11 protein-coding genes are annotated in these 12,935 nt (G+C 34.1%); 5 read left to right on the top strand and 6 right to left on the bottom strand.

Features of this window, described 5'->3' with window-relative positions:
* Nucleotides 1-6: 6 nt before the first annotated feature.
* Nucleotides 7-1,374, top strand: a complete 1,368-nt coding sequence (locus EXIGUO8A_RS05865) for a DUF5689 domain-containing protein (RefSeq protein WP_159302372.1) — start codon at nucleotides 7-9, stop codon at nucleotides 1,372-1,374.
* A gap of 8 nt (nucleotides 1,375-1,382) precedes the next feature.
* Here EXIGUO8A_RS05865 and EXIGUO8A_RS05860 read toward each other — a convergent pair whose 3' ends face one another.
* The 3 genes from EXIGUO8A_RS05860 to EXIGUO8A_RS05850 form a co-directional block, all read right to left on the bottom strand.
* Nucleotides 1,383-1,784 carry a response regulator gene (locus EXIGUO8A_RS05860; protein WP_116771332.1) on the bottom strand — a complete coding sequence of 134 codons (402 nt, stop codon included), beginning with the start codon at nucleotides 1,782-1,784 and terminating at the stop codon, nucleotides 1,383-1,385.
* A 162-nt stretch (nucleotides 1,785-1,946) separates the two neighbouring features.
* Entirely contained in the window at nucleotides 1,947-2,354 is a 408-nt protein-coding gene (locus EXIGUO8A_RS05855) for a response regulator (protein ID WP_116771331.1), read from the bottom strand.
* A 12-nt stretch (nucleotides 2,355-2,366) separates the two neighbouring features.
* A complete protein-coding gene (locus EXIGUO8A_RS05850) occupies nucleotides 2,367-4,562 on the bottom strand; it encodes a PAS domain-containing sensor histidine kinase (RefSeq protein ID WP_159302370.1) in 2,196 nt (731 codons plus the stop codon).
* A gap of 135 nt (nucleotides 4,563-4,697) precedes the next feature.
* Between EXIGUO8A_RS05850 and EXIGUO8A_RS05845 the strand changes: the two genes are divergently transcribed.
* Together EXIGUO8A_RS05845 and EXIGUO8A_RS05840 are read left to right on the top strand one after the other, a co-directional pair.
* Nucleotides 4,698-5,162: an ankyrin repeat domain-containing protein gene (locus EXIGUO8A_RS05845; RefSeq protein WP_159302369.1), complete on the top strand. Its 465-nt coding sequence runs from the start codon at nucleotides 4,698-4,700 to the stop codon at nucleotides 5,160-5,162.
* Between the two features lie 3 nt (nucleotides 5,163-5,165).
* Nucleotides 5,166-5,951: a nitrilase family protein gene (locus tag EXIGUO8A_RS05840; RefSeq protein WP_159302368.1), complete on the top strand. Its 786-nt coding sequence runs from the start codon at nucleotides 5,166-5,168 to the stop codon at nucleotides 5,949-5,951.
* On the opposite strand, the gene EXIGUO8A_RS05835 is transcribed toward EXIGUO8A_RS05840, so the two are convergent.
* A complete protein-coding gene (locus EXIGUO8A_RS05835) occupies nucleotides 5,935-7,551 on the bottom strand; it encodes an Ig-like domain-containing protein (protein WP_159302367.1) in 1,617 nt (538 codons plus the stop codon). The genes EXIGUO8A_RS05840 and EXIGUO8A_RS05835 overlap by 17 nt on opposite strands.
* Before the next feature lie 45 nt (nucleotides 7,552-7,596).
* Nucleotides 7,597-8,304: a ComF family protein gene (locus EXIGUO8A_RS05830; protein WP_159302366.1), complete on the bottom strand. Its 708-nt coding sequence runs from the start codon at nucleotides 8,302-8,304 to the stop codon at nucleotides 7,597-7,599.
* Between the two features lie 40 nt (nucleotides 8,305-8,344).
* Between EXIGUO8A_RS05830 and EXIGUO8A_RS05825 the strand changes: the two genes are divergently transcribed.
* Together EXIGUO8A_RS05825 and EXIGUO8A_RS05820 are read left to right on the top strand one after the other, a co-directional pair.
* A complete protein-coding gene (locus EXIGUO8A_RS05825; RefSeq protein ID WP_159302364.1) occupies nucleotides 8,345-9,244 on the top strand; it encodes a coiled-coil domain-containing protein in 900 nt (299 codons plus the stop codon).
* 37 nt (nucleotides 9,245-9,281) lie between these two features.
* Nucleotides 9,282-10,826 carry a glycine--tRNA ligase gene (locus EXIGUO8A_RS05820; RefSeq protein WP_159302362.1) on the top strand — a complete coding sequence of 515 codons (1,545 nt, stop codon included), beginning with the start codon at nucleotides 9,282-9,284 and terminating at the stop codon, nucleotides 10,824-10,826.
* Here EXIGUO8A_RS05820 and EXIGUO8A_RS05815 read toward each other — a convergent pair whose 3' ends face one another.
* Nucleotides 10,827-12,917, bottom strand: a complete 2,091-nt coding sequence (locus tag EXIGUO8A_RS05815; RefSeq protein ID WP_159302361.1) for a TonB-dependent receptor — start codon at nucleotides 12,915-12,917, stop codon at nucleotides 10,827-10,829.
* Nucleotides 12,918-12,935 lie beyond the last annotated feature (18 nt).

The following is a 12,935-nucleotide window of genomic DNA, read 5'->3' as shown; positions in this document are numbered from 1 at the left end:
AGTAAAATGATTATTAAGAATATTATTTATAGGATATTGGGTATGGGCATTTTGCTCGTATTTATGTCATGTGTTAAAAACAGGAATTTTGATGCTCCAGAAATCATATGCTCAGAAGGGGAATTCGAAAATATAGACATTTCGGAACTTAAGAATTTCTACAAAGGGGAGACCGTTCAAATACAAGATGATTTGGTGATAAAAGGTTATGTGATTTCATCGGATAAGGAAGGTAATTTTTTTAATACTATATATTTTCAAGATGAGTCAAGTAATCCGTTAGATGGAATGCAAATCGAGTTAGAATTAAGAGATTCTCATTTGTTCTTTAATGTTGGTCAGCAAATAATTATAAAATTAAAGGGAATGTATTTGGGCGAATCTAATGGTGTTTACAAAGTTGGCGGTGTATTTACTTCTTTTGGAAATCGTAGCGTTGGTAGATTGCCTAAAAATGTTGTATTTGATCATGTTTTGCTATCGTGCAAAGCGAATGATGGTATTGTTCCCCTTAGTACTTCAATATCAGAATTAAATCAAACCATGATAGGCACTTTGGTTGAAATAGGTAATATTGAATTTAAAGAAGATGAGTTGGGTAAAACATTTGCCATAGAAGAAGAGGAAACAATACGTACTTTGATAGATTGCAATGATAATGAATTGTCTATATTGAATAGCGGTTATGCCGATTTTCAAGCAGAATTGCTTCCCGAAAAAATGGGAACGGTTACCGGAATTCTAACGTATAATGATAACGAGTATCAGCTAATTATTAGAGATGTATACGACTTGGATTTTAACGAAGAACGATGCGAAGATTTTATAGGCGAATTTACTTCTACCTCTATTTTAATATCTGAAATTGCAGACCCTAATAACAATGCAGGCGCCCGTTTTATTGAACTGTATAATGCATCAAGCGATAGTTTGTCATTAAAAGGTTGGACTTTGCAACGTTATACAAATGATAATGTAGAAGTTAGTTCATCAATAGATTTGTCTGAATTAACGATAGAGGCAAACGGATTATTGGTCATTTCACCGAATGCAGAGGAGTTTGAAATTGTCTATGGCTTTGTTCCAGACCTTGGGGTAGGTACCAATTCACCTGCAGATTCAAATGGGGACGACAATATTGTTCTTGTTGATCCTTTTGGTAAAATCATAGATATATTTGGGGTTGTTGGGGAAGATGGTAGTAATACCAACCATGAATTTGAAGATGGTAGAGCATTACGAAGACCAGAAATAGTAAACGGTAACGCCATCTTTAATGCAAATGAATGGCAAATATTTAATGATACCGGTGAGATGGGTACTGTAAACGAGCCAAAAAATGCCCCAATGGATTTTACACCCGGTGAGAGATAAGTTTAAGATTATTCCTTAGAAGCAATTATTTTTTTAATAGCATCTTCTGTTAATGGCTTAACAAGGTAATCTTTTACCAATTTATATTTTTTAGCTTTTTCCATAAAGCTTGGGCTTATGAAAGAACTGGTAATATAAATTTGAATATGACCAATTTTGTCTATGGGTAGCGCTTCAAATTCTTCTAAAAATGACCAGCCATCTCTGTTGGGCATATTTAAATCTAGAAATATTACATCTGGTAAGGTAATATTTTCCACAAGTAAACCTACTAGACCATCAATTGCTTCTTGACCCTCTGAGTAATACAAAATATTATCACAGAAATCATAGTGTTTAAGGGTGGTCTTTGTACTTACCGAGAAAAATTCATCGTCATCAATGATACAACAACTAGAAAATATGCTCATTTAAAACTGTTCAATAATAAATCTAAATTAGATTTAGGTTTTTAAATATAAAATATTGCTAATGACTAAGTTATATAAATATTTAGATTGATTTTCCTTATGGTAAATCAAAGTTCATCTAACTTATCAACAATTGTGGGTGGTTAAAATAACCAATATTATCTAACTCTCAACCGTAGCTCCTAGAATTTTAGAAAGATCATCTGGGGTAATAGGTTTTAATATGTATGTATCTACTTGCTCGTAGTCTTTAACACGTTCAAGATCTCTCGGATCTACCGATGAGCTAATAATGTAAATAACTATTTTTCTAGATTTTTTACTTTTACAGTTTTTAAACTCATCTAAAAATTCCCAGCCATTTAAAACGGGCATATTCAAGTCTAAGAATATAACATCTGGCAGAGGTTCATCTGTTAATGATATCTTCATTAAACCGTCAAGGGCATCTTGGCCATTAGAGTATACCATAACGGTATTTGCAAAATCAACTTCTTTTATAATTCTTTTGGTGCCGTAAACGAATATTGGGTCATCATCTATAATACAGCAAATGTCAACTTTCTTCATAGTTTGTAATAATTAACCTTGGTTTAGTTCAATGAAAATGGTTGTACCTTTGTCTACAACACTTTCAATATTTATAGTTCCGTTCATAGATTCAATTTGATTTTTGGTAATGAATAAACCTATTCCTTTTGCATCTTTATGCTTGTGAAAGGTTTTGTACATACCAAAAATTTTATCTCCATGTCTATTTAAATCTATTCCTTGACCGTTATCGGTAAAGGTAATAAGTACTTTGTCTTTTTTAGTTCTTGATTTAATTTCAATAACCGGTGTGCGCTCTACAGACCTATATTTAAGGGCATTTGTAAGAATGTTTAAAAATATACTTTCTAGGTAGGCAGGTACGGCATTTACAAAATGGGTCTTTGAAACATCTATTTTCAATATAGCACTATGTTCTTCAAGTATGCCGTTTATGCTTTTTGTAATTTGATTAATGGTGTTGAGAACGCTAATGCTTTGTAATTTTTCAAGCGCCCCGGTCTTAACCTGTACCACGTCGTTTAAATGTGCAATGGTTTCAGATAGGCTTTCTGTGGCACTGGTAATCATTCTATTCAAGTTTTTACGCTCGTCTTCATCTTCTTCCTCGTTTAAGAACTTGGTCAGCATGGTCATATTTGTTGAATGTGACCTTAAATTGTGTGAAACGATATGGGCAAAATTGGTAAGACTTTCGTTTTGGCTTTTGGTAACTTCAACAAGGGCTTCAAGTTTTTTTTGCGATTCAATTCTGCTTGTAATATCCAAAAATTGGACTATGGCATGACTTGGCTTATCATCATAATCAAAAACAGGTGTAACACCTATAATGGCGTGTACTATATTTCCGTTTTTGTGAAAATATCTTTTTTGTAGGTGCAGATTCTTATTGGATCCATTAAAAACTTTGGTTTTGAACAATTGGCTGTCGGTCAAATCTTCTGGATGTGTAATATCGGTGGCCTTCATTTTTAGAAGCTCACTTTCAGAGTATCCCAAGCTATACGATAAACTTTTATTTACTTTTAACCATCTAAGATCAGGGCTAACCAAAGCCATACCAATTGCAGCATGCTCAAAAGTTTCTGAAAATGACTTAGTACTTCTGGCAAGTTTTAATTCAGCACTCCTAAGCTCTGATATGTCCCAATTTGCACCGGTCATTTTAATCGGCTTTCCATTAATGTCTTTTATGGTTTTAGATAAGCCTTTAATGTATCTTACCGAGCCATCTTTAAGTTTGATTCTAAATTCTTCATCAAAGTCTTTTATGCCTTTAACTGCTTTTTGTGTGGCAAATAAAGTTCTTTCTTTATCATCTGGGTGTATAGTGTTTGACCAAGCTTCAAATGCTCCCGAAAATTCCTTTTCAGCAACATCAAAAATACTGTACATCTCTTTGTCCCACTGTAAAGTATTGTTGACTAAATCATATTCCCATATTCCTATATGGGCAGTTTCTGTCGTAATTTTAAGACGTTCAGATATTTCTCCATGCGCTATTTCCATTTGTTTGCGTTGGTCAATATCTTGAAATGTACCAACTAGTTTAGCGGCTTTCCCATTGAGCATTTCTACTTCCCCTTTTGCGCATACCCAAACTTCTTTTCCAGTGGCCGTAATAATGATGAGTTCTGTGTCAAAAGGTTTGCCTTCAGCTATGGCTGTACTTACTAAATTGGTGATATTCTCTCTATGGGCTCCTTTTTTGTAAAAGTTGATACCTTCTTCCAAGTTAGGTTCAAAATCTTCACTTACTTCGTGTATATCTTTGGTAGTTTTGGTCCAATACACTTGTCCGCTTTTAAGATCAAGTTCCCAACAGCCGATTCTGGCAACCTCTTCTGCTTTATGTAATAATTCTATTTCCTTTTTATAAACCGTAATGTCATCTAGAAAAATAATGATTCGGTCAGTTTCATTTAATTCATTCTTAATAGGTGTAATTTTCCATTTAAACCATTTAACATCGCCGTTAGGTAAAACAAATTTTTGGTCATCATTAATGTGCTCATCTCCATTTAAAGCATATTTTATTGCATCTTTAAAAGGTTCTGGAGTGTCTATAGTGACATCAAAAATATTTTTGTTGGATATATCTGTTTCATGGAAACTAAAATTACTTAGCCATTGGTTAGAGTAGCTAATATAGTTTAACTTAGTATCCACGATAGCAATTGCATTGGGGGACTCTTTTACAAGAAAGTCAACGGCTAATGTTTTCAAAGTATATGAATTTAGTTTTAAAGGTACATATTTCCACTTTAAGTAGGAAAAAATAGTTACTCAGTAAGAAAATACTTCAAAAATTAGTAAACTAACAATGTGATTAATTAATAAGATATTTAAAAATTCAATTTTATGAACGAGTTTTTTTTTAAATCCATAAGAGAAGGTAGTCTTGTCGAAGTAAAGTCAATGTTAGATAAGAACCCTGTACTTGTAAATAGTAAGGATACAAGAGGTTCTACGCCATTAATATTGGCAACTTATTACGATGAAATGGAAATTGCTGAATTACTGCTAGATAGAGGTGCAAAAATAGATGCAGTAGATGCTTCTGGCAATACAGCTTTAATGGGAGTCTGTTTTAAGGGATTTACCGACATAGCAAGATTGTTAATTGAGAGGAAAGCAGAAGTGAACGGGCGCAATGCAATGGGGGCAACATGCCTTATTTATGCCGCACAGTTCAACAGGTTGGAAATTGCTAAGCTTTTAATTGCCAATGGTGCAGATAAAACCATTAAGGACAATAGAGGTAATACTGCTCTGGATCATGCTAAAACACAAGGGTTGACCGCTTTTGTGAACTTGTTGGAATAAGGTATGGAAAGTACAGGTGATAGTTTAAAAATAGCAATGGTACAATCATTGCTTCATTGGGAAAACCCTAGTGCCAATAGGCAGATGTTCAGTAATAAATTTGAGCAGATTGCCGAAGATGTCGATATCATAGTACTGCCTGAAATGTTTTCAACGGGCTTTACCATGTCTCCAGATAATATTGAAAAGGAAGAAGGTGAAATTACTTTACGTTGGATGCAAGAAATGGCAACTTTAAAAAATAGTGCCATTGTCGGTAGCATTGTATTTAAAGAAAATGGCAGCCATTATAACCGGCTTTTCTTTGTTAAACCAGAGGGTGATTATTTAACGTATGATAAGAGACACACTTTTACATTGGCAGGTGAAAATGAAAAGTATTCGGCAGGTACAGAAAGGTTGGTGGTTGAGTATAAAGGTTTTTTAATTTGCCCTTTAATATGTTATGATCTTCGTTTTCCTGTTTGGAGCAGAAATACCGAAAATTTTGATATTTTGTTATACACGGCTAATTGGCCAGCAAAAAGAATTTCTGCTTGGGATGGTCTTTTAAAGGCAAGAGCTATTGAAAATATGGTATACTGTATTGGTGTAAACCGTATCGGTACTGATGCTGTTGGACATCACTATCCTGGTCATTCCAGTGTTTACAACCCTTTAGGTGAGCTTAAATCATTTACTGAAAAAGAGGAAATCATAATTGTAAAAGTTGATAAGTCTGAGGTGGGTCAAATAAGAAATAACCTAAGATTTTTAGACGATAGGGATCAGTTTACTCTATTAAATTAAAGGTTTCAATTTTTTCCCAATTTGCCCTTAGTTCTATTAAATTAGGATAATAGCTTATTTTTTCCGGTTGTCTTTTTTTCAATAAGCTACCAGTATCCCACTTTCCATTACCGTTCATATCATAAATAACACGCGCTTGATATTTACCGGGATTAAGGTTGTCAAAATGATATTCTTGTGGCTCTGTAGAATAAATTTCACGTTGTAACTCTCCTTTTTCATTGGTGAGCTGAACGATTATAGGGTAAACTATAGAATTGCCGTTTAAATTAAGGGTTAAGTTTCCATAATCTGCAAGCCCCTTTGTTTTAAAGGAAAATGCAACCGAGTCATTTGTGGTTTCAAAAAAATCGGTTACTGCCCCTGGTATCAATTCCATTCTATAACTTTGATCAGGGTCTATTTTAAAGTCAAAATTCAATAAGCTTTCTAAGGTGTCTAGTTTTACTTTATAGGCTATTTCTATAGAATCTTTATCCATTAATTTTATTTTGGTGCTATCAAAACTTACTAATGGTGTATTGCTTAACAGGTTAATAGGTTGATCAAATTCAATATTACCGTTTTGACTCATTGAAATTTTCAAAGAATCGAATGCTACCTTTCTGCTTTTCACCTTAAAAGTATCTTGTACTTTTAATTTTTCATTGGTAAGTGTAAACATTAACGAATCCATCTCATAAGGCGTAAACCAAAAATTTAAGGTGTCTTTCTCCCTATCCTTGGTTATTTTTGTTCTAACTGTATCCGGTATTTCTGTAAGCGTATTGATAACGATGTCAGAACCTTCTCCGTAATAACCAAAACTAATTTTATTACTGGCTTCCATACTTGGTACGGCAACACTATAATCGGGAATTTCCTTAAAGAGAGTCAATAAATAAATTGAATCTGTGGGTAAATTAATCGTGTCTCTTACAAAGGCTATTTTATCTGTTTTTTGGTCAAATACATTGTTATTTGCCACATCCTTTACCCCGAATAAGGCGTATTTTCCTTCCTTTAAATTTTTAAGATTAAAAATTACGGCACTATCAAGCGTATTGGTAATATAGTTTGGGGGTCTTTTGTAAATGGTAGAATCGGTATAACTAGTGTCAATTTTATATAGCATTACACTGATAAAATCGTCTGCTTTTTTGTTAAAAGCATCTTTTACCACCCCTTTAAGCTCTAACGAATCTATATAGTCTCCGGTGGAGAAAACATATGTAAAGAAAGATTTCGGGTTTTCTTCGTTGTTATCCACAATACCTTGTCCAAAATTCAGGGTATAGGTGGTGTTTGGTTCTAAAGTATCCTTAATGGTGATTTCTACATATTTATTGGCATTACCAATAGGGGAAAGCACTGGCGAATTTTTTAACGGAGGAGATATAATAAGTTGTTTTTGTATATCATTTAGTTTCACCAGTTCATTGAAATAAAGTCGAATTTTTTGACCTTTAAAATTGGTAGTCATATTAGGCGGTTCTGCCCTTGTTAACTCAGGTGGGGTAACATCTTTTGGTCCGCCGGTTGGGTTTCCGCGCTGTGCACATTGGTATGATACCAATATGATAATGAAAACAAATATAAAACCTAAAATTTTTCTGCTCATTAGTGTACTTATTGACCGCAAAGAAACAACATAATTTATAGAAAACTAGTTCTTAGGAACAACTGCCATACTTGAAATATAAATGTTTACTCCTTCGATGTCACTAAAAGTATTGGCGCAAATTTCCATAGTTGCACCGGTAGTAATTACATCATCAACTAATAATATATTTTTACTGATCAAAAGTTCATGATTTTTAATCTCGTATAGCGACCTATTGTCGTACCATCTATTTAATCTGTTTTTCTTTGTCTGTGTTTTAGTATTTGCTGTTTTTACGAGTATATCGTCTGCATAATCAGCGTTAATATGCGTAGCGATCTGTTTGGCAAAAAGGGCTACTTGGTTATAACCGCGTTTCTTTAATTTTTTACGGTGCAAAGGAACCGGAATTACGTAATCAATATGCAACAAGTCTCCTTGTTCTTTTAAGATTTGACCGTGCCAGTCTCCCAAAAATTTACCAATACCCTCTTGATTTTTATATTTCAAATGATGTATTAGGTTTTTGACAATTCCAATTTCGGTAAAGAATAAGAATGAATTTGCTTTTTTTATGTTAATTCGACCATAAAAAATACGGTCAACGGCATTTTCTTCGTTAAAAGTATACTCGGTAAGAGGTAATTGATGTCGGCAAGATGTGCAGAGAAGAACCTCTCCTCTATATAATCGTGCATTACATCCAAAACATGATATGGGTAACAGTATGTTGGTAACATCCTTTAGTATATTTGAAATTCTGTTTTGCATCAAACTTTACAGATTACTTAACCTACAGCCCGCTTATTAAATGGACAGTCAAGATAATAAATTCAATTATAAAATAATGCTTGCTGCATTTGCTGCAGTAATTATAGCATTATTAATTGCATTCTACTATAGCTACGCCCAGTCAAATGCTCAAATAGACTTTTTAGAGCAAGAAAAAGAGATTTTGGTAAGGGATCTTACTATTATGAAAGCAGATGTAGATCGTTTGTCTGCAAAAAGTGAAATGAACGAAATAGAATTACAAGATTCTAAATTTAAAGTTCAGGAGCTTTTGGATTCTGTGGGAAGATTAAATTTTACCGTACAAAAATTACGAGAGTTCAAAACAGAATTGCGTAGGTTAGAATCCAAGAATGATAGCTTAATCTTAAAGAATAATTTTCTTCGCTATAATAACATGCTACTTACAGATAAATACGATGAGTCTCGTAAGCAAATTGAAAAGCTTAGGGCGAACAGTAGTTCGTTGGCAGAGGCAGAGGCTTTACAAAGAAGAAAAATTTTAGAACTCAATCAAAAATTGAAAACCAAAAGCTATTTAAAACTGTCTAATGCAGAAGGTAGTGGTTTTAGATTAATAAGGGGTACAAGGCCGACCAAGACGAACAAAGCTTCTATCATTGAGAAGTTAAGGGGTTGTGTTACCGTTATGGCAGATGAGAGCGAAGCAAATAGTGAAAAGATAATTTACTTTCAGTTTCTTGATCCTAATAAACAGATAATAGAAGATAATGCCAATACCATAACGGTCAACGGTAACATATATAGTAAAAGAGTAGAGTTTGTTTTTACAGGATTGGAGACGCCTATATGTGAATCCATTACCATTCCCGAAGGCTCTTTAATTGAAGGTAACTACACTATTAATGTCTTTGAAGACGAACGATTGATCACTTCTTCAGAATTTCAATTGAAATAATTATTATTTTTTTAGGCTATTATCCTATTTTTGCCGCATGGCAAAGCAAGAAGATGATTTTAAGCGTGTAATTTCTCACGCAAAGGAATACGGTTATGTATTCCAATCTAGTGAAATTTATGATGGGTTAAGTGCTGTATATGATTACGGTCAGAACGGTGTTGAACTTAAGAAAAACATACGTGACTATTGGTGGAAAGCCATGGTTCAGCTTAACGATAATATTGTTGGGCTAGATGCTGCAATTTTTATGCATCCGTTAACTTGGAAGGCATCTGGGCATATAGATGCTTTTAACGACCCATTAATAGATAATAAAGATTCTAAAAAGAGATATAGAGCAGACGTTTTGGTTGAAGATTATGTAGCCAAAATTGATGCTAAAATTGAAAAAGAGGTCAAAAAAGCTCAAAAACGATTTGGAGAGGCTTTCAATAAAGAAAAATTCTTGCAAACCAATCAACGTGTTGTTGATTATCAAGAACAGGGCAAATCAATTTTAAGTAGATTGGGTAAATCTTTACAGAATGAAGATTTAGCCGATGTAAAAGCACTAATTGAAGAGTTGGATATAGCTTGCCCAATGTCTGGATCTAAAAATTGGACAGATGTAAAGCAATTCAATTTAATGTTCGGTACTAAGCTAGGGGCCAATGCAGAAAGTGCGATGGACTTGTTTCTTAGACCAGAAACCGCCCAAGGTATTTTTGTCAATTTCTTGAACGTACAAAAATCCGGCCGTATGAAATTACCATTTGGTATAGCTCAAACCGGTAAAGCGTTTAGAAACGAAATTGTAGCAAGACAGTTTATTTTTAGAATGCGTGAATTTGAGCAGATGGAAATGCAATTCTTTATTCAGCCGGGAACTCAAAAAGAGTGGTATGAAATTTGGAAAGAAAAAAGAATGAAATGGCACTTATCTCTTGGGTTAGGGCAAGATAATTATCGTTTTCATGATCATGAGAAACTAGCTCACTATGCAGATGCTGCTTCAGATATTGAATTCCGTTTTCCTTTCGGTTTTAAGGAGTTAGAGGGTATTCACTCACGAACAGATTTTGATTTGGGAAGTCATGAGAAATTCTCGGGTAAAAAATTACAGTATTTTGATCATGAGGTAAATAGAAATTATGTTCCTTATGTACTTGAGACATCAATTGGTCTAGACAGAATGTTCTTAGCGGTTTTCTCCAATTCACTACAAGAAGAAGAATTAGAAAATAATACCACTAGAACAGTTTTAAAGTTACCTGCAGTATTAGCGCCTGTAAAAGCTGCTATTTTACCATTGGTCAAAAAAGATGGTTTGCCAGAAGTGGCGCATAAAATAGTAGATGACCTTAAATGGGATTTTAATGTAACTTATGATGAAAAAGACGCGGTAGGTAGACGTTACAGAAGACAAGATGCTAATGGAACTCCTTTCTGTATCACTGTAGATCACCAAACATTAGAAGATCAAACGGTAACTATTAGACATAGAGATTCTATGGAGCAAGAACGTGTTGCAATTTCTTCGTTAAACGGTATTATTCACGATGCTGTAGATATGAAGACCTGGTTGAAAAAAATGGAATAGTTAAAGGGTGTAGTTTATTTTTACGCCGCCATAATAATTGATATTGTTCCCGGGGTAGAAATACCTTGGGGCATTTCCTCCAAATCCACTTGCGTTTATCAGTACCGATTGTGCATATCTAGTATCGGTAATATTATTGATCCCAAAATCGAACCCTACTCGTAGTTGTTCTGATATTTGGTTCTTGTAACCAAGCTTAAAGTTCAGTAGGTTAAAAGAATCGCTGTACAATGAATTTGCATCCGTAAGGGGTATTTCATCCACAAATTGATGGGTAATATTTAAAAAGAGTCCATTCCCGAAATTAGTTCGTATTCCTGAATTTATCTTGTTTTTTGGTACTCCCGTTAAGTCATTATCAGAATAGTCTTCGTTAGCTTCATCATCTATAAAATCAATGAATTTATGATTGCTGTAGGTGTAGCTGATGAAAGGTGAAATTTCTATCTTATCGGTAACATTGAACTTGTAACTCCAGTCAAAATCGATACCTTGGTGCTTGGTCTTTCCTGCATTTCGACCTATATACTGATTATCGCCGACACGTTTGGCCACCAATAAATTTTTAATTGGCATAACATATAGGGCAATATTGAATTTATGCCTATTATCCTTACTCTCGTGTTCAATACCTAGTTCGTAATTTGTGCCGGTTTCCTGTACAATATCCGGATTGATAATACCATCAGGCGCTAGGGTTTCCTCTAAACTAGGATTGGAAAATCCGCGACTGATATTGGCATATAATTGGTTGGTAGGAGACAGTGTATAGTTGATATCTAAACTAGGTAAAAACAAAGCTTTGAAATTCCTATTTGCACTGGTGTTAGACTCGCCCAAGTTGAACAGGTCTCTAAAATCATATTGCGTTTTATTTATATTAAGGCCTAATTGAGCGGTTAGCTGAGATGTAAATGAGTAAGATGCGGTGGCAAACCCATTGAATTGATGTCTAAATTCTTTGTTTTGAGATAATTTATCTCCTTCCAAACTACCATTGCCATCATTTTCTTCATAAAGGTTTTCAAATGTTTGCCAATTGTATTCGTCCTTATAAAGTTCACCACCAAAAGTATAAAATATAGAATTTTTCAAAATATCTAAATTTCCTGAAAATAATGTTCTTAAGCCATAACCATTGGTATATTCATCTAGAATATTAAAAGGGGCTGGTTCATAATGATCTAAATAGGTGTAGAATAAACTAGTGGTGTTTTTGAGGTTTGAACTGGCATAGTAGGTATGAGATAACCCAATAAGACTATAGTTGTTGTCCTCATAGCCTTGCGAAGCTTTCCATGTAAATGCAGCTTGGGTAGGGTCATCATTAAAGTTTTCTTCATTTATTGAACTTGCTATCTGGGCAGAATAATCTATATGATTTACCAATAGCCCTAGTTCGCTTTTTTCAGAAAGTTTAAAGATTGTATTTAAAAGATATCCGTCACGTTCAAACCTGTTGTTTTCACGATAGCCATCAATTTCCATATGTCCATATTGAAATGTCATATAGAAATTATCTTGTGCATGGGTGAAGCCTAAACTATTCTTAAACAATCCGTAAGAACCAATGGTAGTGTTATTGGTTAATTTGGTGGGTTGATTACTTAACTGTTTTGTGTTCAATATTATGGCGCCGCCTAGATTGGTGCCAAACCCTGTTCCTTTAGGTCCTTTAATGACTTCAACAGAAGTAAGGTTTTCTAGATCAAAAGCTTCAATGGTAGATGAACCTGTTCCGTTTGTGATAGGAATGTTATTGTAGTATAACCTTAATTTATCGGTACCGTATAAAGTTCGTGATCCAACCCCTCTTATGGTAATTCTATTGGTGTTTAAAGCTCCTGATAATGCATAAAGTCCGGATACTTGATTTAATGAACTTATGAAATCAACAGGACTATAGTTAGAGAATGTCGTTGTACCTATAATTTGTGAAGGAACAATGCCAATAGCATTTTTAGCAGTTAAGGTGTCTATTACTATGACTTCGTTTAAACGGGTAATGCTGTCATTTTCTGTAGTTACCTGTGTCAGGGCTATTAAGGGTGATATGAGAACGGATAGAAAGCAAAAAAGTGTCTTTTTCATAAGAGATTAAATCTCAAA

This window comes from Maribacter litoralis, assembly GCF_902506355.1.
In the GTDB taxonomy this organism is placed as follows: Bacteria; Bacteroidota; Bacteroidia; order Flavobacteriales; family Flavobacteriaceae; genus Maribacter; species Maribacter litoralis.
The sequence above is the reverse complement of the archived record's forward strand: the minus strand, read 5'-3'. Positions and strand labels throughout refer to the sequence as shown.

What these genes read in the sequence shown, in the direction of transcription:
- EXIGUO8A_RS05815 (WP_159302361.1), bottom strand. Translation starts at nt 12,917, where the DNA reads ATGAAAAAGACACTTTTTTGCTTTCTATCCGTTCTCATATCACCCTTA.
- EXIGUO8A_RS05855 (WP_116771331.1), bottom strand. Translation starts at nt 2,354, where the DNA reads ATGAAGAAAGTTGACATTTGCTGTATTATAGATGATGACCCAATATTC.
- EXIGUO8A_RS05830 (WP_159302366.1), bottom strand. Translation starts at nt 8,304, where the DNA reads ATGCAAAACAGAATTTCAAATATACTAAAGGATGTTACCAACATACTG.
- EXIGUO8A_RS05820 (WP_159302362.1), top strand. Translation starts at nt 9,282, where the DNA reads ATGGCAAAGCAAGAAGATGATTTTAAGCGTGTAATTTCTCACGCAAAG.
- EXIGUO8A_RS05845 (WP_159302369.1), top strand. Translation starts at nt 4,698, where the DNA reads ATGAACGAGTTTTTTTTTAAATCCATAAGAGAAGGTAGTCTTGTCGAA.
- EXIGUO8A_RS05835 (WP_159302367.1), bottom strand. Translation starts at nt 7,551, where the DNA reads ATGAGCAGAAAAATTTTAGGTTTTATATTTGTTTTCATTATCATATTG.
- EXIGUO8A_RS05825 (WP_159302364.1), top strand. Translation starts at nt 8,345, where the DNA reads ATGGACAGTCAAGATAATAAATTCAATTATAAAATAATGCTTGCTGCA.
- EXIGUO8A_RS05840 (WP_159302368.1), top strand. Translation starts at nt 5,166, where the DNA reads ATGGAAAGTACAGGTGATAGTTTAAAAATAGCAATGGTACAATCATTG.
- EXIGUO8A_RS05860 (WP_116771332.1), bottom strand. Translation starts at nt 1,784, where the DNA reads ATGAGCATATTTTCTAGTTGTTGTATCATTGATGACGATGAATTTTTC.
- EXIGUO8A_RS05865 (WP_159302372.1), top strand. Translation starts at nt 7, where the DNA reads ATGATTATTAAGAATATTATTTATAGGATATTGGGTATGGGCATTTTG.